This is a genomic window from Leifsonia sp. GW821-FHT13C05 (assembly GCF_058806515.1).
In genome coordinates this window covers 297,110-317,639 of record NZ_JBXAPT010000004.1, presented here as the reverse complement: position 1 = coordinate 317,639, position 20,530 = coordinate 297,110, and the positions used below count along the sequence as shown (strand labels likewise).

The 20,530-nt window shown below is 69.9% G+C and carries 18 protein-coding genes; 5 read left to right on the top strand and 13 right to left on the bottom strand.

Annotated elements, in window-relative coordinates:
• Window positions 1–3: 3 nt before the first annotated feature.
• On the bottom strand, window positions 4–1,296 hold the full coding sequence (hisS, locus tag AC1ROC_RS13735) for a histidine--tRNA ligase (RefSeq protein WP_493000790.1): 1,293 nt from the start codon (window positions 1,294–1,296) through the stop codon (window positions 4–6).
• Window positions 1,297–1,327: 31 nt separating this feature from the next.
• Here hisS and AC1ROC_RS13730 point away from each other — a divergent pair, with 31 nt between their 5' ends.
• The gene (locus AC1ROC_RS13730; protein WP_493000788.1) at window positions 1,328–2,452 is read left to right on the top strand and encodes an epoxide hydrolase family protein; all 1,125 of its coding nucleotides are present in this window, start codon (window positions 1,328–1,330) and stop codon (window positions 2,450–2,452) included.
• Window positions 2,453–2,724: 272 nt separating this feature from the next.
• Here AC1ROC_RS13730 and AC1ROC_RS13725 read toward each other — a convergent pair whose 3' ends face one another.
• From AC1ROC_RS13725 to AC1ROC_RS13705, 5 genes are all read right to left on the bottom strand, one after another.
• The gene (locus AC1ROC_RS13725; RefSeq protein ID WP_493000786.1) at window positions 2,725–3,531 is read right to left on the bottom strand and encodes an ABC transporter ATP-binding protein; all 807 of its coding nucleotides are present in this window, start codon (window positions 3,529–3,531) and stop codon (window positions 2,725–2,727) included.
• A gap of 2 nt (window positions 3,532–3,533) precedes the next feature.
• The gene (locus AC1ROC_RS13720; RefSeq protein ID WP_493000784.1) at window positions 3,534–4,571 is read right to left on the bottom strand and encodes a FecCD family ABC transporter permease; all 1,038 of its coding nucleotides are present in this window, start codon (window positions 4,569–4,571) and stop codon (window positions 3,534–3,536) included.
• Window positions 4,568–5,641, bottom strand: a complete 1,074-nt coding sequence (locus AC1ROC_RS13715) for a FecCD family ABC transporter permease (RefSeq protein WP_493000782.1) — start codon at window positions 5,639–5,641, stop codon at window positions 4,568–4,570. The genes AC1ROC_RS13720 and AC1ROC_RS13715 overlap by 4 nt, the downstream gene beginning before the upstream one ends.
• A 9-nt stretch (window positions 5,642–5,650) precedes the next feature.
• Window positions 5,651–6,703: an iron-siderophore ABC transporter substrate-binding protein gene (locus tag AC1ROC_RS13710; RefSeq protein WP_085369722.1), complete on the bottom strand. Its 1,053-nt coding sequence runs from the start codon at window positions 6,701–6,703 to the stop codon at window positions 5,651–5,653.
• Between the two features lie 64 nt (window positions 6,704–6,767).
• Entirely contained in the window at window positions 6,768–7,496 is a 729-nt protein-coding gene (locus AC1ROC_RS13705) for a nucleoside triphosphate pyrophosphohydrolase (protein ID WP_085369723.1), read from the bottom strand.
• Between the two features lie 195 nt (window positions 7,497–7,691).
• Between AC1ROC_RS13705 and AC1ROC_RS13700 the strand changes: the two genes are divergently transcribed.
• The gene (locus tag AC1ROC_RS13700; protein WP_085369724.1) at window positions 7,692–8,861 is read left to right on the top strand and encodes a Na+/H+ antiporter NhaA; all 1,170 of its coding nucleotides are present in this window, start codon (window positions 7,692–7,694) and stop codon (window positions 8,859–8,861) included.
• 10 nt (window positions 8,862–8,871) lie between these two features.
• On the opposite strand, the gene mfd is transcribed toward AC1ROC_RS13700, so the two are convergent.
• The 5 genes from mfd to AC1ROC_RS13675 form a co-directional block, all read right to left on the bottom strand.
• Entirely contained in the window at window positions 8,872–12,489 is a 3,618-nt protein-coding gene (gene mfd, locus AC1ROC_RS13695; RefSeq protein ID WP_493000778.1) for a transcription-repair coupling factor, read from the bottom strand.
• An 80-nt stretch (window positions 12,490–12,569) separates the two neighbouring features.
• Window positions 12,570–13,271: an alpha/beta fold hydrolase gene (locus AC1ROC_RS13690; RefSeq protein ID WP_493000776.1), complete on the bottom strand. Its 702-nt coding sequence runs from the start codon at window positions 13,269–13,271 to the stop codon at window positions 12,570–12,572.
• A 118-nt stretch (window positions 13,272–13,389) separates the two neighbouring features.
• Window positions 13,390–13,776, bottom strand: coding sequence for a hypothetical protein (locus AC1ROC_RS13685; protein WP_493000774.1), 387 nt, complete (start codon window positions 13,774–13,776; stop codon window positions 13,390–13,392).
• 93 nt (window positions 13,777–13,869) lie between these two features.
• Window positions 13,870–14,451 (bottom strand): aminoacyl-tRNA hydrolase, encoded by a 582-nt coding sequence (pth, locus tag AC1ROC_RS13680; protein WP_493000772.1) that lies wholly within the window; start codon window positions 14,449–14,451, stop codon window positions 13,870–13,872.
• A gap of 8 nt (window positions 14,452–14,459) precedes the next feature.
• Window positions 14,460–15,092, bottom strand: a complete 633-nt coding sequence (locus AC1ROC_RS13675) for a 50S ribosomal protein L25/general stress protein Ctc (protein WP_085369728.1) — start codon at window positions 15,090–15,092, stop codon at window positions 14,460–14,462.
• 269 nt (window positions 15,093–15,361) lie between these two features.
• On the opposite strand from AC1ROC_RS13675, the gene AC1ROC_RS13670 reads away from it, so the two are divergent.
• The 3 genes from AC1ROC_RS13670 to AC1ROC_RS13660 all read left to right on the top strand — a co-directional run bounded on the left by AC1ROC_RS13670 (window position 15,362) and on the right by AC1ROC_RS13660 (window position 18,091).
• Complete coding sequence (locus tag AC1ROC_RS13670) at window positions 15,362–16,021, top strand: hypothetical protein (RefSeq protein WP_493000769.1); 660 nt, start codon at window positions 15,362–15,364, stop codon at window positions 16,019–16,021.
• A 189-nt stretch (window positions 16,022–16,210) separates the two neighbouring features.
• The gene (gene gnd, locus AC1ROC_RS13665; RefSeq protein ID WP_493000767.1) at window positions 16,211–17,662 is read left to right on the top strand and encodes an NADP-dependent phosphogluconate dehydrogenase; all 1,452 of its coding nucleotides are present in this window, start codon (window positions 16,211–16,213) and stop codon (window positions 17,660–17,662) included.
• 78 nt (window positions 17,663–17,740) lie between these two features.
• Window positions 17,741–18,091, top strand: coding sequence for a hypothetical protein (locus AC1ROC_RS13660; protein ID WP_085369731.1), 351 nt, complete (start codon window positions 17,741–17,743; stop codon window positions 18,089–18,091).
• A gap of 31 nt (window positions 18,092–18,122) precedes the next feature.
• Here AC1ROC_RS13660 and AC1ROC_RS13655 read toward each other — a convergent pair whose 3' ends face one another.
• Window positions 18,123–19,100: a ribose-phosphate diphosphokinase gene (locus tag AC1ROC_RS13655; protein WP_085369732.1), complete on the bottom strand. Its 978-nt coding sequence runs from the start codon at window positions 19,098–19,100 to the stop codon at window positions 18,123–18,125.
• On the bottom strand, window positions 19,101–20,525 hold the full coding sequence (glmU, locus tag AC1ROC_RS13650) for a bifunctional UDP-N-acetylglucosamine diphosphorylase/glucosamine-1-phosphate N-acetyltransferase GlmU (RefSeq protein ID WP_493000764.1): 1,425 nt from the start codon (window positions 20,523–20,525) through the stop codon (window positions 19,101–19,103).
• Window positions 20,526–20,530 lie beyond the last annotated feature (5 nt).

The window sequence follows — 20,530 nt, the reverse complement described above, 5'->3', positions numbered from 1 at the left end:
AGGTCAGCCGAGCGGCTTGAGCTCCAGCGCCGCCGCATCCGGAGTGTCGGCGTTCACGAACGCGAAAGAGCGGAAGCCGGACGCCTCCGCACGGTCGAGCACGGCCTTCAGGTTCTTGGAACGGCGGTCGAGGCGCACCCGGCGGCCGGAGGCGATCAGCTCCGCCTTGATGGCGAGCAGACGGTTCAGCGGCACGGTCTGGTCGTAGACGAGCACGACGGAGTCCGCCGCCGCGTCTTCCGGGGTCTCGATGAGGTCGACCACGCGCTCGAAGCCGATCGAGAATCCGCAGGCCGGCACGTCGGTGCCGAGGAAGCGTCCGATCATCCCGTCGTAGCGGCCGCCGCCACCCACCGAGCTGCCGGAGCCGGGGTGCGCGATCTCGAAGATGGTGCCGGTGTAGTACCCCATGCCGCGCACCAGCGTCGGATCGAAGCGCAGGGAGACGCCGGACGGCAGGGCGTCGAGCGCGTGCGCGAGCGATTCCAGGGCGGCGATGGCGTCGGTGTCGATCCCGTCCGGCAGGATGCCGGTGATCGCCTCGACGGTCATGGCGACGCCGCCCTCCGCGATGTGCGGCTCCAGCTGCTCCAGGATGCCGCCGAGCACCGCCGCGGAGTCTGCCCCGTCTGCGCTCAGCTCCTTCACCACGCCCTCCGCGCCGATCTTGTCGAGCTTGTCGATCGAGATCAGCACCTGCGGCCAGCGCGCCTCCGCGAAACCGCAGAACTCGAGCAGCCCGTTCAGGATGCGCCGGTCGTTGATCCGGATCGTGCAGTTCTCGAGGCCCAGCGCATCCAGTGCCGCCGCTGTGGCCGTGATCAGCTCGACCTCCGCCAGCTGGCCCGCCTCGCCGATGATGTCGATGTCGCACTGCACGAACTGGCGGTACCTGCCCTTCTGCGGGCGCTCCGCGCGCCAGACCGGCGCGATCTGGATCGACCGGAAGACCGGAGGCAGCTCCGCGCGGTGCGTGGCGTAGAAGCGGGCGAGCGGGACGGTCAGGTCGAACCGGAGCCCCAGGTCGGTGAGGCTGAGGAGGTCGCCCGAGTCCATCGCGGCCTGCAGGTCGTCCGCATCCAGGCCGCGCTTGAGGACGCTGAACGCCAGCTTCTCGTTGTCGCCGCCGAGGCCGGAGTGCAGCCGGGCGACGTCCTCCACCACCGGCGTCTCGATCTCGTCGAACCCGTGGGCTGCGAAGCTCTTCCTGATCACGCCGAGCGCATGCTCCCTGCGGGCCTTGTCTGCCGGGAGGAAGTCGCGCATGCCGCGAGGCGGGGTGATCGGAGAAGCCATGCGAACGATTCTTCCATGTAGCGTGGCGGGGATGAGCATCGACGAGTTCCGCATCCAGCTTCCAGACGACCTCCTCGACGACCTGCGTGCGCGGCTCACGGCCACCCGCTTCGTGCAGCCGGTCGGGTCGTCGCCGTGGGAGGGCGGCGCGGGCGGCCCCGTGCTGCACGAGCTGGTGGAGTCGTGGCTGGCGTTCGACTGGCGGACCCAGGAGGAGCGACTGAACGCCTACGACCAGTACCTGGCCGATGTGGGAGGGCACCGCATCCACTTCGTGCGGGTGCCCGCCGCCGGATCGGCGGAGACGCGCATCCCGTTGCTGCTGCTGCACGGCTGGCCGAGCGCGTACACCGAGTACCTTCCGCTGGCCGAGCGCCTCGCCAACCCGGCGGGCTCTGGATCGGATGCGCGGATCGCGTTCGACGTGATCGTGCCGTCGCTGCCCGGCTTCGTCTTCTCCGAGCTGCCCGACCGGCCGCTGACCAGGCAGGCCATCGCCGACGACCTGCACGAGCTGATGACGACCGTGCTCGGCTACGACCGGTACGCGGCGTTCGGCGGAGACATCGGCGGAGGAGCGGCGACCTGGCTCGGCGCTGAGCACGCCGACCGCCTCATCGGCGTGCAGCTCATCCACGCGCCGTTCCCCGCCGACGACGAACCGCAGAGCGACGACGAGCGCGCCTACCTGGCGTCGGTGGATGCGTACGACGCGGCGGACGGCGGGTACAGCGAGATCATGGCCACCCGTCCAGACACCATCGCCGCGGCCCTCGGCGACTCCCCCGCCGGGCTGCTCGCCTGGATCGCGGACAAGTGGCACGACTGGGTCGACGGCGACCTCGACAGCGTGGTGCCACGGGATGCGCTGCTCACCATCGCGACGCTCTACTGGGCCACCGGAAGCATCGGCACCTCGTTCCGCCAGTACTTCGACTACGAGGCGAACCCGCCCCGGCCGCCCATCGTCGCCCCGCTCGGCGTGCTGCTCAGCAGGGAGCCGGTGATGGACGGGTTCCCCCGGTCGCTCGCCGAGCGTGCGGCCGACGACCTGCGCTCGTTCGAGGTGGCGCCGCGGGGCGGCCACTTCCTCGGCCTGGAGCAGCCCGACCTCGCCGCCGACCGCATCCGGAGCTTCTTCGCGTCGATCTCCTGACCGGCGTAAGATGAGCGCGTTGCCACCCTCATGGTCGTGCCCTGCGACTTCGGTGGTGTCCCGATGGACCTGACATGAGTCGCATCCGTCCGACCACGGGTAGATGCTCGCTGTCAGACACAGGCCGACAACGTGCCCGTCAGCCATCCAGGAGAGTCGAACCCGCGGATCGCGGACCTCTCACCCGAATGGCGGGCTGACAGCGCCTAGCGGGCACGCTGCCGGTCACCGGGATGCGCGAGAGCGCCCCGCCGCCGTCACTCCCGCCGCCGTCACTCCCCGAGCGTGTGGTGCCTGCCGAGCGGGACGACGAGCGGCGTGCCGGTCACCGGATCCGGTGCGATGACGGAGTCGACGCCGAACACCTCCCGCACCAGCTCGGCCGTGACCACCTCCGCCGGCGTCCCCGCCGCCACGATGGCTCCGGCGCGCATGGCGATCAGGTGGTCGGCGTACCGGGCGGCCAGGTTGAGGTCGTGCAGCACCATGATCACGGTGGTCCCGCGCTCGGCGTTGAGGTCGAGCAGGAGGTCGAGCACGTCGATCTGGTGGCTGATGTCGAGGAACGTGGTGGGCTCGTCGAGAAGCAGGATGTCGGTCTGCTGGGCGAGCGCCATCGCGATCCACACCCGCTGGCGCTGCCCGCCGGAGAGCTCGTCGATCGCCCGCGCGGCCAGGTCGGCCACACCGGTGGACACCATCGCGGACGCGACGGCCTCGTCGTCCTCCGCCGTCCAGCGGCGGAACCAGCCCTGGTGCGGATACCGTCCGCGGCCGACCAGGTCGGCCACGGTGATCCCGTCCGGGGCGGTCGGCGTCTGCGGCAGCAGGCCGAGCATCGTCGCCACCTGCTTGGTCGGCAGCGAGTGGATGTCCGTCCCGTCCAGCAGCACGGCCCCGGATGCGGGCGCAAGCAGCCGCGACAGCCCGCGCAGCAGCGTCGACTTGCCGCAGGCGTTCGGTCCGACGATCGCGGTGACCGTGCCGGGCGGCACCTCCAGGTCGAGGCCGTCGACGACCACCCTGCCGTCGTACGACAGGGTGAGTTCGCGCGCGGCGAGGTGATGGGTGTCGGTCATGCTCAGCCTCCCCGGCCGATTCGGTTGGTCCTGGTGAGGAGCCACAGCAGATACGGTGCGCCGACGATGCCGGTGACGACGCCGACCGGGAACGCCACGTCCGGCACGGCGAACTGCGCCACGATGTCGGAGATCACCAGCACGAGCGCGCCGACGAGCGCCGACGGCACCAGCGCGAGCGATCCTCGCCCGACCAGCCGCCGGGCGATGGGCGCCGAGAGGAACGCGACGAACGCGATCGGTCCGGCCACGGACACCGCGACCGCCGCCAGTGCGACGGCCACCAGCACCACGAGCAGCCGCGTCCGCTCCACCCGCACGCCGACCGCCGCCGCGGTGTCGTCGCCCAGGCCGAGCGCCGCGAGCGGGCGCCCGAGCAGCAGCGCGCACGGCACGAGCACCACGGCGCTCGCCGCGAGCACGGTCAGCGCGACGGGGTCGACGCTGTTGATGCTGCCGGTGAGCCAGACCAGCGCCTGCTGCACGTCCGTGAGGTCGGCGGTGGTGAGCACGTAGGAGACGACGCCACCGGCGACGGCGGCGAAGCCGATGCCGATCAGCACGAACCGGTAGCCGCTGATCCCTCCGCGCCAGGCCAGCAGGTAGATCAGCAGCGCGGCGACCAGCGTTCCCGCGACGACCGTTCCGGACAGCGCCAGGCCGGTCAGCCCGAACCAGACCAGCGCGATGGCGCCGGTCGCGCTCGCGCTCGCCGTGATGCCGATGATGTCCGGGCTCGCGAGCGGGTTGCGCGCGATGGACTGGATGAGCGCCCCGGAGAGCCCGAGGCAGCCGCCCACCAGCACGGCGGCGAGCAGGCGCGGCAGCCGCAGCTCCAGGATCACGAACTGGGTCAGCCTGTCCGCCCGCCCGACGAGCGCGGCGAGGACGTCGGCCGGCGCGACGGCGGCGGCGCCGAGGCTCAGCGACACGGCGGACACCAGCAGGATGAGCACGGCGAGCACGACGGACACGGTGACGACCCGGGATGCGCGCGAGCGGCGGTCGGCGCCGGCCGCCCGGACCGCTTCAACGGTCACAGGCTCACCAGCTTGCGACGGCGCACCAGCGCGATGAACACGGGGGCGCCGACGAACGCGGTGACGACCCCCACCTGCAGCTCGCCCGGCCACGCGACGAGGCGACCGATCACGTCGCAGGCGATGAGCATGGTCGGGGCGATCACGGCGGAGAACGCGAGGATCCAGCGGTAGTCGGCCCCGACCGCCCAGCGGGCCACGTGCGGGATCACCAGGCCGACGAACGCGATCGGCCCGACGGCCGCCGTGGCCGACCCGCAGAGCAGCACGACGGCGACGGCCGAGAACCCCCGGGACAGCCCGACGCGCTGGCCGAGACCGCGGGCGACGTCGTCGCCGAGCGCTAGCCCGTTGAGCGCGCGGCCCAGGGCGAGCGCGATGACGGCTCCGATCACGATGGTCGGCAGCACCTGCCAGAACACGCCGAAGTTGCGGCCGGCGAGCGAGCCGACCTGCCAGAACCGCAGCGCGTCGAGCGACACCCTGCTGGTGAGGAGCACGGCGGTGATGAGCGAGCCGAGCGCTGCGGAGACCGCCGCCCCCGCGAGCGCGAGCTTGATCGGGGTCGCCCCCTCCCGTCCGGCGGACGCCACCGCGTAGACGACCACCGAGGCGAGCGCCGCCCCGGCGAAGGCGAACCACAGGTAGCCGCCGGGCGTCGTGATCCCGAACACGGCGATGGCGACCACGACCGCGAGCGACGCGCCGAAGTTGACCCCCAGGATGCCCGGGTCGGCCAGCGGGTTGCGGGACAGCCCCTGCATCACGGTTCCTGCGAGCCCCAGCGCGAGCCCGGCGCCCAGCCCGAGCAGGGTGCGCGGCAGCCTGCTGTCCACCACGATCAGCGACGCCTCATCCGACTTCCGGTAGTGCAGGAGGGCGTTGAACACCGAGGCGGGGTCGATCGGGTTGGAGCCGAGCATCAGGCTCAGGATGCACACCACCAGCAGGGCGACGACCGCCGCGCCGAACCCGTATGCCAGCCGACGCCGCCGACGGGCAGTGGATGTGCGCCCCTGGTGCGCGATCCCCTGCCCGCCGTCCGCCGTCTCTGTGACGCTCCTGGCCATCCGCCTGTGCTACTTGACCTTCTCGGCGGCTGCCGCGAGCTCCGGGACGTAGCGGTCGAGCATCCACGGGATGCTCAGCACGCTGGGCGCGCTCGACGCCATCACGAACGACTCGCCGACGATCGGCGCGAAGCGGCCTTCCTTGACGGCGGGCATGGCGGCGACCAGCGGCTCGGCCGTGAAGGTGTCGACGGCGGACTGCTTGTCGAAGTACATCACCAGCAGGTCGGTGTCGATTTTGGAGAGGTTCTCGTAGCTGACCTGGAAGAAGAAGCTGTCCGGGTCCTTCTTCGTGTCGAGCGCGTCGATGCTGGCCGAGTTCTTCAGGCCGAGCTCGTTGAGCAGCAGCACGCGCGAGTCCGTCGCCTTGTAGACATTGATCACGCCCGGCTCGTTGGCGGCGGCGTAGACGAACGTCTTGTCCTTCAGCACCGGGTACTTCGCGGCGAGCTTCGCCACGTCGTCCTCGGTCTTGGTCTTCAGCGCCGTCGCCTCCGCGGACAGGCCGAGCGCCTTGCCGACGATGTCGGTCTGGTCCTGCCAGCTGGTGCCCCACGGCACCTTCGGGTAGGCGACCACCGGGGCGATCTTGCTGAGCTTCGCGTACTCGTCCTTGGTGAGGCCGGAGAGCGGGGCGAGGATCACGTCCGGCTTCGCCTTCACGTACTCCTCGAACGGCACCTCGCCGGTGTCGACGCCCGCGATGAGCTGCGGCGTCTTCGCCTTGAGCTCCTTCAGTTTGTCGGCCACCCAGGGCAGCACGCCGTCCGCGTTGCCGCCGTAGGTCATCTTCGGCATGGCGACCGGAACGACGCCGAGGGCGAGCGCCACGTCGGCCGCTCCCCAGCCCCAGACGGCGACCCGCTCCGGCTTCTTCTCGATGGTGACGGGGCCGAGCGCGCTCTTGATCGTGACCGGGAAGGCACCGGATGCGCTGGTCGAGCTGCTCTCGTCGCCGGGCGTGCCGGCGCTGCAGCCGGTGAGGATGAGGGCGGCGGTCGCGACGATCGCCGATGCGATCACAGCGACACGCGACCGGCGGCGTGGAACGGACTCGAACATGCTTCTCCTTCGAGACGACTAGGGGGTTTAGGCAAGCCTAACCTAACCGTCTCGCGGGTGCCACTCAGTCGGTGGATGCGGTGGGCAGGCCGATGATTCCGGCGTCCGCCGCATCCTGCTCCTGTTCGCGGATCTCCGACTGCAGGTCGCGCAGCGTCGAACGGAGGGCGCGCTCCGCATCCAGCCCCTGCGCCTTGGCCGACGCGACGATGGCCAGCAGCAGCGGACCCAGCTCGTCCTCCGACTCGACCTGCACTCCCCCGGCCTCGCGCAGATCCAGCAGCCCCACCTTCTCCGCGCGGCCGAGCAGCTTGTCGGCGAGCGCCAGCGACGGCATTCCCTGCGGGATGCCGTCGAGCACGCTGGTGCGCGACGGCTTCTCCCGCTTCTTGAGGTCGTCCCAGAACTCGACGACGTCGTCCGCGGTCTCCGCCGTGCGGTCTCCACCGAACACGTGCGGGTGCCTGCCGACCATCTTCGCGGTCATCTGTGCGGCCACATCCTGGATGTCGAAGTCCTCGCCGGGCGTGTGCGCGGCGATGTCGGCGTGGAACAGCACCTGGTAGAGCACGTCGCCGAGCTCCTCGATCAGGTCGTCCCTGTTGCCGGTCTCGATCGCCTCGACCAGCTCGTACGTCTCCTCGATCAGGTACTGCACGAGCGACTCGTGCGTCTGGTCGGCGTCCCACGGGCATCCACCCGGGCCGCGCAACCGCTCCATCACGGCCACCAGCTCGTCCAGCTTGGTCGCCTGCCCGGACGCGGGAGCGGAAGAGAAGCTCAGCTCGGTCATCGTGGATGCCTTCCTCGATCGCGGGCGTGCGACTGCGTGCCCTCCTCCATCCTCCCCCATCCTCCGGGCTCCGGCGCCTGCCGCCCGGTAGACTGGGCGACTGGTGTGCCGGGAAGTCTGGTCGGCGGGTGGCGCGAGCGCGCCGCTCCCGCATCCGACCGCGCTGCGAAGACAGCGCGAGATGGGCGAGACCGTATGAGCATCATCCGATCCGAGCGAACAGCCGCTGGACTCCTGCTGGGCGCCGCGGCGCTGGGCCTCCTGCTCGCGAACACCGCGGCAGGTCCTGCACTCCTCGACCTGCAGCACGCCTCCATCGGCATCGGCGGGCTCCGGATGAGCGTCGGCCACTGGATCAGCGACGGCCTGCTGGCGATCTTCTTCTTCATCGTCGCCGTCGAGTTGAAGCACGAGCTGGTGGCCGGCGAGCTGAACAGCGTGAAGAAGGCCGTGCATCCCGCCATCGCTGCGGTCGCCGGGGTGATCGTTCCCGCCGGGATCTACCTCGCGTTCACCGCGGGCAGCGGCCTGGAACAGGGCTGGCCGATCCCGACCGCCACCGACATCGCCTTCGCCCTCGGGGTGCTCGCCGTGTTCGGTCGCGGCCTGCCCAACCGGCTGCGGGTGTTCCTGCTCGCGTTGGCCGTGCTGGACGACCTCATCGCGATCGTGATCATCGCGGTGTTCTTCACCACGGACCCGAACCTCGTCGAACTCGTCCTGGCCGCGGTCGCCGTCGCCGCGTTCGGCCTGCTCAGCCGCCTGCTGAAAGGCCGGATGCGCGTGCCGGTCGGCGTGCTGATGGTCCTGATCGCCTGCCTGGCCTGGTGGCTCGTCTGGGACTCGGGGGTGCACGCGACGATCGCCGGTGTCGCGCTCGGCCTGGTGATGGCGCGCCGGCCGGCCGGACGGGTGACGCACGCCATCGAACCGTGGTCGAACGGCCTCATCCTGCCGCTGTTCGCGTTCTCGGCCGCCCTGGTCGCGATCCCGCAGGTGTCGCCGTCGCAACTGCAGCCCGCGTTCTGGGGCATCCTGGTCGCCCTGCCGGTGGGCAAGGTGATCGGCATCACGCTCGGCGGCTGGCTGGGCTCGTTCACCCGCAGCAAGGCCGAGCGCGCCAAGATCCCGCTGTTCGGCCTGGTGACCATCGGCGTGCTCGGCGGCATCGGCTTCACCGTGTCGCTCCTGATGAACGAGCTGGCGTTCGCCGGCGACGAGCTGGTCAGGGCGGAGGGAACGCTCGCCGTCCTCCTGGGCTCGGCGGTCTCCATCGTCGCCGCCGGCTTCTGCGTCACCGTGCTCGCGCGCCGCTACCGCGCGCAGCACCCGCACCGGCAGCCGCAGCCGAGCCGGCAGCCCTGAGCGACCGGGCTCAGGACGCCGCCTCTGCCACCGGCTCCGGCACGGGGAAGAGCGCGCCGAGCAGCGTCGCCACCCAGGAGATCAGGTCGGCGTCGTCGAGCGGCTCGCCGTTGATGCGCGGCATCGGCACCGTGACCACCTTGGGCGCAGCGTGGTACTTGGCGCCCGGGTACATGCGCTGCAACCGCACCTGCAGCGAGTCCGGCAGGATCGCCGGGGCCAGCCGCAGGTTGGAGCCCATCGCGACCACCTCGCCGAGGCCGGCCCGCTGGGCGGCACGCCGCAGCCGGGACACCGCGATGAGGTTCGAGACCGCGAGCGGCGGCTCGCCGTACCGGTCGGTCAGCTCCTCGATCACCTGGTCGATCTGGTCGTCCTTCGCCGCGGGCGAGCTGGCCGTCGACAGCTTCTGGTACGCCTCCAGCCGCAGGCGCTCGCTGTCCACGTACTCCTCCGGGATGTGCGCATCCACCGGCAGCTCCAGCCGCAGCTCGGTCTGCCCCTCCGCGACCTCGCCGCGGAACGTGCTCACCGCCTCGCCGATCATGCGCAGGTAGAGGTCGAAGCCGACACCGGCGATGTGACCGGACTGCTCGCCGCCGAGCAGGTTGCCCGCTCCGCGGATCTCCAGGTCTTTCAGCGCCACCTGCATCCCGCTGCCGAGATCGTTGTTGGCGGCGATGGTCGAGAGCCTGTCGTGTGCCGTCTCGCTGAGCGGTTTGTTCTCGTCCCAGAGGAAGTACGCGTACGCGCGCTCGCGGCCACGGCCGACGCGGCCGCGCAGCTGGTGCAGCTGGCTCAGGCCGTACTTGTCGGCGCGGTCGATGATGATCGTGTTCGCGTTGGCGATGTCGAGGCCCGTCTCGATGATCGTGGTCGACACGAGCACGTCGAACTTGCGCTCCCAGAAGTCGACGACCACCTGTTCGAGCGCCCGCTCGTTCATCTTGCCGTGCGCCACCGCGATGCGCGCCTCCGGCACCAGCTCGGCCAGCTTCGCCGCCTGGCTGGTGATGCTGCCGACCCGGTTGTGCACGAAGAACACCTGGCCCTCGCGCAGCAGCTCGCGCCGGATGGCCGCGGCCACCTGCTTGTCCGAGTACGGCCCGACGAAGGTCAGGATGGGGTGCCTGTCCTCCGGAGGGGTGGCCAGCGTCGACATCTCCCTGATGCCGGTGACCGCCATCTCCAGCGTGCGCGGGATGGGCGTCGCGCTCATCGCCAGGATGTCCACGTTGGTCTTGAGCTTCTTCAGCGCGTCCTTGTGCTCGACGCCGAACCGCTGCTCCTCGTCGATGATGACGAGGCCGAGGTCTTTGAGCACGATGTTGTCGGCGAGGAGCCTGTGGGTGCCGATGACCACATCCACGGTGCCGTCCGCCATGCCGTCGATCGTCTCCTTCGCCTCCTTGTCGGTCTGGAACCGGCTGAGGGCGCGCAGGTGGATGGGGAACCCGGCGAAGCGCTCCTGGAACGTCTCGAAGTGCTGCTTCACGAGCAGCGTGGTCGGCACGAGCATCACGACCTGCTTGCCGTCCTGCACCGCCTTGAACGCCGCACGCACCGCGATCTCGGTCTTGCCGAAGCCGACATCGCCCGAGATGAGCCTGTCCATCGGGATGGGCCGCTCCATGTCGGCCTTCACCTCGTCGATGGTCTGCAGCTGGTCGTGGGTCTCCGCGAACGGGAACGCTTCCTCCAGCTCGCGCTGCCACGGGGTGTCCGGCCCGAACGCGTGGCCCTTGCTCGCCATCCGCGCGGAGTACAGCTTGACCAGCTCGACTGCGATGTCGCGCACCGCCTTGCGGGCGCGGCCCTTCGCCGCCGACCAGTCGCTTCCGCCCATCTTGCTGAGCGCGGGAGCCTCACCGCCCACATACCGGGTCAGCAGATCCAGCTGGTCGGTGGGCACGAAGAGCTTGTCGCCCGGGTACCCGCGCTTCGACGGCGCGTACTCGAGCACGAGGTATTCGCGCTTGGACTTGACCGCGTTGCGGCCGCCGCTCGACACCTCGCGCTGCGTGAGCTCGACGAACCGGCCGATGCCGTGGGTCTGGTGCACGACGTAGTCGCCCGGCTTCAGCGCCAGAGGGTCGACCACGTTCTTGCGCCGGGTGGCGAGCTTCTTCACCTGGCGGGAGTCGTAGCCGACCGTCCTGCCGTAAAACTCGCTCTCGCTGAGCAGCGCCAGCTTGGTCTCGCGGACCTCGAAGCCGTGCTCGACGGTTGCCCGCAGCAGATAGGCGATGCCGGGCTCAGGATCGGCGGGGAACTCCTCGACGTGCCGGGCGGGCAGCTCGGCCTCCGACAGCACGTCGGCCGCGCGCTCCACGAGCCCGGCGCCCTCCGCGACGATGGCGACGGTCCAGCCGTCCTTCAGCCTGGCCCCGATGTGCTCGATGGCGCCGGTGACGTTGCCCTGGAAGCTCGGGACGGCCTCCGCCGCGATCCGCAGCTGCAGGTGCTCCTCGATCTCGCGCTCCTCCGGCAGGACCTCGTCTGCCTGGAACCCGCTCATCGTCCACCACGGGTGGTTCGGCGCCTTCTCTCCCGGCTTGCTGAACGTGACGGAGTCGCGCAGCTTCTGCAGGGTGAGGAAGTCTCCAGCGGCCAGGTCGATCGGGGCGGCGGCGCCGACGGTGGCGGCGCTCCACGCCGCCGACAGGAACTCGCGGTTGGTCTCGGCCAGGCTGACGGCACGGCTCGCGACGCGCTCCGGCGAGAGCACGGCGACGGCCGCGCCATCCGGAAGGTAGTGCGTGAGCGGCACGAGTCGGTCGACGAGCGCCGGCGCGAGCGACTCCATGCCCTCGACCGGGATGCCCTCGCCGATCTTGGCGAGCATCGCCGACATGCTCGGGAACTCGTGCTCCATCTCCCTGGCGCGCTGGCGCACGGACTCGCTCAGCAGCAGCTCGCGGCTGGGCGGCAGCGAGACGGACGCGATGGGCTCGGGCAGCGACCGCTGGTCGGCCACGGAGAACGCGCGGATCTGGTCCACCTCGTCCCCGAAGAAGTCGACGCGGTACGGGTGGTCGCCGTTCGGCGGGAAGACGTCCAGGATGCCGCCGCGCACGGCGAACTCGCCGCGGCGGGTGACCATGTCGACGCGCGCGTACGCCAGGTCGACCAGCTGCATCGCGAGGCCGGACAAGTCGAAGCCCCGTGCGCCGGTCGCCAGGTCGACGGCCGCGTAGTCGGTGAGGTTGTCCGCGAGCGGCTGCAGGGCGGCGCGCACGGAGGCGACCAGGACGATCGGCCGCGACCGGTCCCCCGCATCCCAGTCGGCGAGGCGGCGGAGGGCGGTGAGCCGCTTGCCCACGATCTCGGCGCTCGGGCTGAGACGCTCGTGCGGCAGGGTCTCCCAGGCCGGGAACTCGACGATCTCCGCATCCGGCATCACACAGCCGAGCGCACCGCGGACGGACTCGGACTCGCGCCCGGTGGCGGTGATCACGAGCAGGGCCTGGGCTGCGCCTGCGGCAGCTCTGCGCTGCATCAACCCGGCCAGCAGCGGTGCCCGCAACCCGTCGGTGAGAGAGAAGTCGGCGTCACGGGCCGCGCAGGCCAGGGCGTCATCGAACGTGGAGGCGCGCGAAAGCGCTGCGATCAAGCCCTGCAGTATCACTCGCCCAAGTCTACGGACTCCCGCCGACACTCGGGGCGGGATGCGCGGATCCGGCTGCTGGACCCAGCTGGACCCAGCCGCTAGACCCAGCCGTCGAGTGCCCGCATGAACCCCGCGTGGTCGTCGCGGTGCACGGTGTGACCGGCCCCGCGCACGGTGCGCACGACGAATCCGGCCTCGCCCAGCCGCTCGGCGGCCCGCGGGCTCACCAGCTGCGACCGCCCGGCCAGCACCACGAGCGACGGCACCTGCATCGTCACGGGCGCCCGCAGCGAACCGCGGCCCACCAACACCGGCACCACGCCCTGGTCGAAGGCGCGCAGGGTCTCCAGCTCTATCGCCACGTCGAGCGGGTCCCAGCGCGGGTTGCGCTTCGCGATCCGCTCGGCGGTCGCGCTCGCCAGGGAGCGGAAGAACGCCGGGGCGAGCTTGCGCTGCCACCACGGCACGTTCGGCCCGAACGCCGGATCGACGTAGACGACCCGCTGCGGCTGCAGCTCCTCGACCGCGACGCTCACGGTGAGGCCGCCGAGCGAGTGCCCGATGACCAGCTCGGGATGCGCGGGAACGGTCTCGACCACATCCCGGGCGAGCAGCTCCGCCGTGTACTCGATGGCGCGGGGGCTTCTGCCGTGCCCACGGAGGTCGACGGCGACGACGTGGTAGCCCAGCTCGGCGAGCGCCGGTCCGACCCTGCGCCAGTTGCGCGAGTCCGACATCGCCCCGTGCACCAGGACGGCGTACCTGGTGCCGGTTCCCCACTCCCGGGTGAAGAGTTTCATGTCCGAACCATACGAGCCCATCCTGCGGATGGCATCCGGGTGCGCTGGGCGTCGGTGCAGTGGATGCTGAACGCCGGCCGTGCGCGCCCGTCCCGGGCGGCACGGCAGACGTTCAACGTCACTTTGTCGTGACGACGGTGAAGGAAACGACAGGCTTTCCGTTCACCTTCTTCAGCACAAGAGATGCCTTCGTGTGCTCCTTCTTGTTGGTCAGCGTGTACGTCCTGACCAGCGTCGAGGAACTCGATGCGACTTGAGTGAAGCCATTGTCCTTGAGTTCCGCGACCGCCGCTTTCTGCGCGGCCTCATCGGCGACGGCGAGGTCGAAGGACCACTGGCCCTTCGAAGTGACTGCGTTGCTCACTGTGCCGTCGACGACGCTGATCGAGTCCGGCAGCCCCTTCGGCAGTCCGCGGTCCGCTTCGTCGGTCTGCGTGCATCCGCTCAACGCAATGGCCGCTCCCAGCACCCCCGCCACGACGATGGCGCGTACACGTTTCTTCATCCTTGTCCTTTCGTGGCGCGCGAATCTCAGCGATTCGCACCCCCCGGAACATTACAAGAGATGACGAAGAATATCTATGCTTGCATTTTAATTTCAGCGAGCGGTGTGGAACCGGAGCTGAGCGGCGGTGAGACCATCCGCCGCGATCTGCTCGACCGCGTCCGCCGCATCGGCGACGAGATTCGGGAGTGTCTTCCTCTCGGTGCTGCTGAAGCCTTTGAGGACGTGATCGGCGGCCGCGGACGAGCCGGGCGGGCGGCCGACGCCGACGCGCACGCGCGTGAAGTCGCCCGTGCCGATGGCGGAGATGACGTCGCGGACGCCGTTGTGGCCGCCGTGCCCTCCGCCGAACTTGAGCTTGATGGTGTCGAACGGGATGTCGAGCTCGTCGTGGACGACGATCAGCTGCGACGGTTCGAGGGAGTAGAAGCGCAGCAACTGCGCGACCGGCCCGCCGGACACGTTCATGAACGTGTTCGGCTTGGCCAGGATGTACCGCGGTCCGCCGGGGGCGATGCGCCCCTCGGCGACCGTGGCGTTCGTCTTGTGCGACTTAAAGGTGAGACGGCCGCGCTCGGCGAGCTCGTCCAGCACCATCTGCCCCACGTTGTGACGCGTGGCGGCGTAGCCGGGCCCGGGGTTACCGAGCCCGACCACGAGCCAGGGTGAATCCATCGAGCTGGTTACTCGGCGTCCGACTCGGCAGCGGCAGCGGCCGATGCGGCGGAAGCGGCCTCTGCGACAGCGGCGTCGGCCTCTTCGTCCGCACGCGAGGACGCGGGGACGATGACGTTGAGGATGAGCAGCTCGGGGTCTTCCGCCAGAGCGGCGCCCTTCGGGAGGACGAAGTCCTTCGCGTGGAACTGGGTGCCCTCTTCCGCGTCGGTGACATCGAGGACGATGCGCTCCGGGATGTGGGTCGCTTCGACCTCAAGGCGGAGTGTCGGGACGTCGAGCATCGCGATGGTGCCCGGGTAGGTGTCGCCCTCGACGTGCACGGGGACCTCGACGGAGACCTTCTCGCCGCTGCGGATGACGATGAGGTCGAGGTGCTCGATGATCTGCAGCACCGGGTCCTTCTGAACGTCCTTGACGAGGACGAGCTGGCTCTTGCCGGCGATGTCGAGGTCGAGGACCGCGTTCGCCTTGCGGAGCAGGAGGCCGACCTGGTGGGCCGGGACCGTCACGTGGATGGGGTCGGTGCCGTGACCGTAGACGACGGCGGGGATCTTGCCTGCCGCGCGGATCTTGCGCGCAGCGCCCTTGCCGAAGCTCTCGCGTGCCTCGGTAACGACCTTGTTGGACTCGTCAGCCATGATTGTCTCCTTGCCGGCGGGGGCCGGCTGTCGGGCGAGCGCTGCTCGCAGTGTCTGGTTGTGTTCGACTCGAACGCATCGATCTGATGAAAGACGTGTGAGGAAAGACTGCGAAGCCCTGCTCCACCGCGTCGATTACGGACTGCGCGCGTGACCGCGTGCATCCCTCGCCGAAGTTCAATCAGCAAGTCTAGCCGATCGCGGGGCGGTGGCGGCACACGGCCGCCGTATGCGATATTGATGCTTTATCAGGGACCAGGGGGACGTGAATGCGCGCGACAGGATTCGGCCCGGCCGCGGCGGCTGCCGCCGTCGTTCTCGCCGCACTCACCGGATGCACGCCCGCCTCCGACACCGCGAAGACCTCCTCCCCTGCCTCGCCGACCAGGCCAGCCCCGCAGAAGACCGCGAGCGCCATCCCTGTCGACCCGGCGAACGTGTCGGCCTGGCTCGTCACCTGGGCGGGGATGGGCCCGCTCACCATCGGCGGGGACGTGAAGGCGCAGACGTCCGCGATCCCGGGATTCTCGAAGAGCATCGACGAAGACGGCTGCATCGGCTACGAACTCGAGACGAAGCAGTCCGGCTCGACGCCGGACGGCGCCCAGCCGACGGTGACCGCCGTCGCGCGGGACGGCAGCGCGACGACCGCGGTGCGCATCCGGGTGGCTGACGCCTCTGGTCTCGACCAGGCGGTGTCCCCGACGCCGAAGACCAGCGCGGGCATCGGCCTCGGTTCGACCCTGGATGCGCTGCGGGCGGCGTACCCGGACCTCGAACGAAGCAACAGCGTCTCCGGCGGGCAGCGGGCGTACGCGCTCGGCGACGGAAACGGCCGGTACGTCGACTTCGTGGTCAACGGCGACGATGTCGTCACGGCCATCGTGGTGGGCGGGGACGACAGCGTCTCGTCCGACCTCTGCGACTGAGCACTCCGGCTGACCTCCGCAGCGCGGAGCTTGGTAGGCTGGTCGGGTCTGCTCGACGCACGCCACCAGCGCCAGTCGGAGCGCGAACGATGGTCTCCGGTCCGGATCTGGACGTTTCGGCCGCACGCGATCTCGCGTCCCCCCTCTCACACTCAAGGCGGCCGTCCGCCGCATCCGAAGGAGCGTTCTGTGTCCAACGAAGCATCAGCCAACATCGGTGTCGTGGGTCTGGCGGTGATGGGCTCGAACCTGGCCCGCAACCTCGCCTCCCGTGAAGGCAACACGGTCGCCGTGTACAACCGCACGTACGCGCGCACCGACGAGCTCATCACCGAGCATCCCGAAGCCGGGTTCGTCGCGTCGGAGAGCATCGACGACTTCGTGGCGTCGCTGGCGAAGCCGCGCACCGCGATCATCATGGTGCAGGCCGGTAAGGGCACGGACGCCGTGATCGACCAGCTGGTGGAGCGGTTCGAGCCGGGCGACATCATCGTCGACGGCGGCAACGCGAACTTCCAGGACACCATCGAGCGGGAGAAGCGCATCTCCCCCACGGGCATCCACTTCGTCGGCACCGGCATCTCCGGCGGCGAGGAGGGCGCGCTTAAGGGCCCGTCGATCATGCCGGGCGGTTCGGAGGAGTCGTACAAGACGCTCGGGCCGATCCTCGCCTCGATCGCCGCGGTCGCCGAGGGCGAGCCCTGCGTCACGCACGTCGGCACCGACGGAGCAGGCCACTTCGTGAAGATGATCCACAACGGCATCGAGTACGCCGACATGCAGCTCATCGCCGAGGCGTACGACCTGCTGCGCACCGTCGGCGGCCTGGAGCCCGCCGCGATCGCCGACGTGTTCACCGAGTGGAACAAGGGCTACCTCGAGTCCTACCTGATCGAGATCACCGCCGAGGTGCTCCGCCAGGTGGATGCGGAGACCGGCAAGCCGTTCGTCGACATCGTCCTCGACCAGGCCGGGTCGAAGGGCACCGGCGTCTGGACCGTGCAGAACGCCCTGGACCTCGGCGTCCCGGTCGGCGGCATCGCGGAAGCCGTGTTCGCCCGCGCCGTGTCGTCCAAGCCGGCCCAGCGCGCCGCCGTGCAGTCCGTCGTGACCTCGCGCCCCGAAGTGCAGACGGTGGACGCGTCGTTCGCGGACGACGTCTCGAAGGCGCTCTACGCCTCCAAGGTCGTCGCATACGCGCAGGGCTTCGACGCGATCATCGCCGGCGCCGAGAAGTACGGCTGGAACATCAACAAGGACAAGATCGCCAAGATCTGGCGCGGCGGCTGCATCATCCGCGCCCAGTTCCTCAACCGCATCGCCGACGCCTACGACGAGAACCCGGACATCGCCACGCTCCTCGAGGCCCCGTACTTCGCCGACGCCGTCGCCGAGGGCGAGGCGGCCTGGCGCCGCGTCGTCGCCACCGCTGCGCTCTCCGGGGTGCCGATCCCCGGCTTCGGCGCAGCGCTCTCGTACTACGACTCGCTCGCGGTGAAGCGCCTGCCCGCCGCCCTGGTGCAGGGCCAGCGCGACTTCTTCGGCGCGCACACCTACAGGCGCGTCGACCGCGAGGGAACCTTCCACACCCTCTGGTCCGGCGACCGCACCGAGATCGAGACCGAGGGCTCCAGCCACTGACCCCTCCCTGGCTCACCGGCGAGTGATCGAGGCCGGACGCGGGTTGCGGTTCGCCCGCGTTCGGCTGAGACTCGGAGGGTGACGTTTGACGAGCATCCCGAGCTGGTGGGCTACGAGCCGGAGGACGAGCGGCCGCTACGCGGGCGCCGTGCGATGATCGCCACGCGCATCGTGGTGGTCGTCGGGCTCGTGGCGCTGGTGCTGCCCGGCGTACTCGTCACCATCAGCATCGCGACCGAGACCGCCACGCAGACCTGTGCCGTGTACGTCGGCCGCTACGAGCCGGATGCGCGGAGCTCGTCAGCGCGCTTCGAATTGTTCGCGCCTGCCGGCCCTGGCTGGCAGTGCTACGCGCTCAACACCGAGGGGGATGCCACGTTCGTGGCTCCCCTCGGGCTGATCCCGTCGACCCCGCACGCGCTTCCCTAGGAAACACTCGCAGGGGGCGGAGAACTGTTGGCTAGGCCGCCCCGTCGAACATCGAGGTGACGGAGCCGTCGGTGAAGACCTGCTGGATCGCGTTCGCCAGGAGCGGGGCGATGGGCAGGATGGTGAGCTTGTCCCAGCGCTTGTGCTCGGGGAGCGGGAGCGTGTCCGTGACGACGACCGAGTCGATCGCGTCGCTCTGCAGCAGCTCGACGGCCGGGTCGCTGAACACGGCGTGGGTGGCGGCGACGACGACGCCGATCGCGCCGTTCGCCTTGAGCGCCTCCGCGGCCTTGACGATGGTGCGGCCGGTGTCGATCAGGTCGTCCACCAGCAGGCAGACGCGGCCCTCGACAGCACCGACGATCTCGTGCACGGAGACCTGGTTCGGCACCAGCGGGTCGCGGCGCTTGTGGATGATCGCGAGCGGCACACCGAGCTTGTCGCTCCAGATGTCGGCGACGCGCACGCGGCCCATGTCCGGGGAGACCACCGTGGTGACCGCGGGGTCGAGCTCGCGCTTCATGTGCTCGAGCAGCACGGGCATGGCGAAGAGGTGGTCGACGGGGCCGTCGAAGAAGCCCTGGATCTGCGCGGCGTGCAGGTCGACCGACATGATGCGGTCGGCTCCCGCGGCCTTGAACAGGTCGGCGACGAGGCGGGCGGAGATCGGCTCGCGGCCGCGGCCCTTCTTGTCCTGGCGGGCGTACGGGTAGAACGGGGCGACGACGGTGATGCGCTTCGCGGAGGCCCGCTTGAGCGCATCCACCATGATCAGCTGCTCCATGAGCCACTCGTTGATCGGCGAGGTGTGCGACTGGATGACGAATGCGTCCGAGCCGCGCACGCTCTCATCGAAGCGCGCGTAGATCTCGCCGTTGGCGAAGGTGCGTGCGTCGGTGGGGACGAGGTCGCTGCCCAGGCACTCCGCGATCTCTTCTGCAAGCTGGGGATGCGCCCGCCCAGAAATCAGAACTAGTCGCTTCTGGCCGGTGGTGGTGATCCCTGACACTTACTCTCCGCTCTCTTCCGCAGCTGTGGCGGCGTCGGTGCCCGGCCGCTTCTGCGCGACCCAACCTTCGATGTTGCGTTGCGGAGCCACCGTGAGGGCGAGCGCTCCAGCAGGTACGTCCTTGCGGACGATGGTTCCCGCTCCCGTGTACGCTCCGTCACCCATCCTAACGGGCGCGACGAACACCGTGTTCGTGCTGGCACGAACGTGCGAGCCGATCTCGGTGCGGTGCTTGTTGACGCCGTCGTAGTTGGCGGTGATGACGCCGGCGCCCAGGTTCGACTTCTCGCCGACCGTCGCATCCCCCACGTAGTTGAAGTGGGCGAGCTTGGTGCCTGCGCCGATGACGGCGTTCTTGGTCTCGACGAAGGTGCCGATCTTGCCGTCCGCGCCGAGGATGGTGCCCGGGCGCAGGTAGGCGAAGGGGCCGACCGTCGCGCCCGCGCCGATCACGGCGAGCGTGCCGTCCGTGCGCTTCACCGTCGCGTTCTCGCCGACCTCGCAGTCGAGCAGCGTGGTGTCCGGGCCGACGACGGCGCCGGTCTCCACCACTGTCGCGCCGCGCAGCTGGGTTCCCGGCAGGATGGTGACGTCGGGGGCGAGCCTGGTCTTCACGTCGATCCAGGTGGTCGCCGGGTCCTGGATGGTGACCCCGGCCAGCTGCCAGGTGCGCACGATCAGGGCGTTCAGCTTGGCGGCGGCCTCGCTGAGCTGGGCGCGGTCGTTGATGCCCTCGACCAGCCACGACTCGGAGACGGGGAGTGCATCCACGTCGAAGCCCGCCTTGCGCAGCAGCCCGATGACGTCGGTGAGGTACTTCTCTCCCTGCGCGTTGTCCGTGGTGAGCGCAGCGAGCTGGTCGCGCAGCTGAGAAAGACCGAAGAGGTAGATGCCCGCGTTGATCTCGCCGATCTCGCGCTCGGCCTCCGTCGCGTCCTTGTGCTCGACGATGCGGTCGAGGTGGCCGCTCTCTGTGCGCACGATGCGGCCGTATCCGGTGGCTTCCGCGGGGAACGACGACAGGATGGTCGCCGCCGCTCCTCCTGCCCGGTGCTTCTCGATCAGCTCGCGCAGCGTGCCTGCGTCGAGCAGGGGGACGTCCCCGTTGACCACGAGCACGTCGCCGGAGAAGTCGGCGGGGAGGGCATCGACGGCCAGCTCGACGGCGCGGCCGGTGCCTGGCACGTCGTCCTGGTCGACGATCACGCTCTCCGGCAGGTCGACGGAGATGACCTCGACGAGACGGTCGCGCTCGTGCCGCACCACCGAGACGACGTGCGCGGCGTCGAGCTGCTTCGCCGTGGCGAGGACGTGCCCGATGATCGGCAGGCCGGCCAGTGGATGCAGGAGCTTGGGGGTGGCGGACTTCATCCGCGTCCCCTGTCCTGCCGCGAGCACGACGATGGCAAGATTCTGGTCGGTCATATCAC

What these genes read in the sequence shown, in the direction of transcription:
- hisS (WP_493000790.1), bottom strand. Translation starts at nt 1,296, where the DNA reads ATGGCTTCTCCGATCACCCCGCCTCGCGGCATGCGCGACTTCCTCCCG.
- AC1ROC_RS13730 (WP_493000788.1), top strand. Translation starts at nt 1,328, where the DNA reads ATGAGCATCGACGAGTTCCGCATCCAGCTTCCAGACGACCTCCTCGAC.
- AC1ROC_RS13725 (WP_493000786.1), bottom strand. Translation starts at nt 3,531, where the DNA reads ATGACCGACACCCATCACCTCGCCGCGCGCGAACTCACCCTGTCGTAC.
- AC1ROC_RS13715 (WP_493000782.1), bottom strand. Translation starts at nt 5,641, where the DNA reads ATGGCCAGGAGCGTCACAGAGACGGCGGACGGCGGGCAGGGGATCGCG.
- AC1ROC_RS13710 (WP_085369722.1), bottom strand. Translation starts at nt 6,703, where the DNA reads ATGTTCGAGTCCGTTCCACGCCGCCGGTCGCGTGTCGCTGTGATCGCA.
- AC1ROC_RS13705 (WP_085369723.1), bottom strand. Translation starts at nt 7,496, where the DNA reads ATGACCGAGCTGAGCTTCTCTTCCGCTCCCGCGTCCGGGCAGGCGACC.
- AC1ROC_RS13700 (WP_085369724.1), top strand. Translation starts at nt 7,692, where the DNA reads ATGAGCATCATCCGATCCGAGCGAACAGCCGCTGGACTCCTGCTGGGC.
- AC1ROC_RS13690 (WP_493000776.1), bottom strand. Translation starts at nt 13,271, where the DNA reads ATGAAACTCTTCACCCGGGAGTGGGGAACCGGCACCAGGTACGCCGTC.
- AC1ROC_RS13685 (WP_493000774.1), bottom strand. Translation starts at nt 13,776, where the DNA reads ATGAAGAAACGTGTACGCGCCATCGTCGTGGCGGGGGTGCTGGGAGCG.
- pth (WP_493000772.1), bottom strand. Translation starts at nt 14,451, where the DNA reads ATGGATTCACCCTGGCTCGTGGTCGGGCTCGGTAACCCCGGGCCCGGC.
- AC1ROC_RS13675 (WP_085369728.1), bottom strand. Translation starts at nt 15,092, where the DNA reads ATGGCTGACGAGTCCAACAAGGTCGTTACCGAGGCACGCGAGAGCTTC.
- AC1ROC_RS13670 (WP_493000769.1), top strand. Translation starts at nt 15,362, where the DNA reads ATGCGCGCGACAGGATTCGGCCCGGCCGCGGCGGCTGCCGCCGTCGTT.
- glmU (WP_493000764.1), bottom strand. Translation starts at nt 20,525, where the DNA reads ATGACCGACCAGAATCTTGCCATCGTCGTGCTCGCGGCAGGACAGGGG.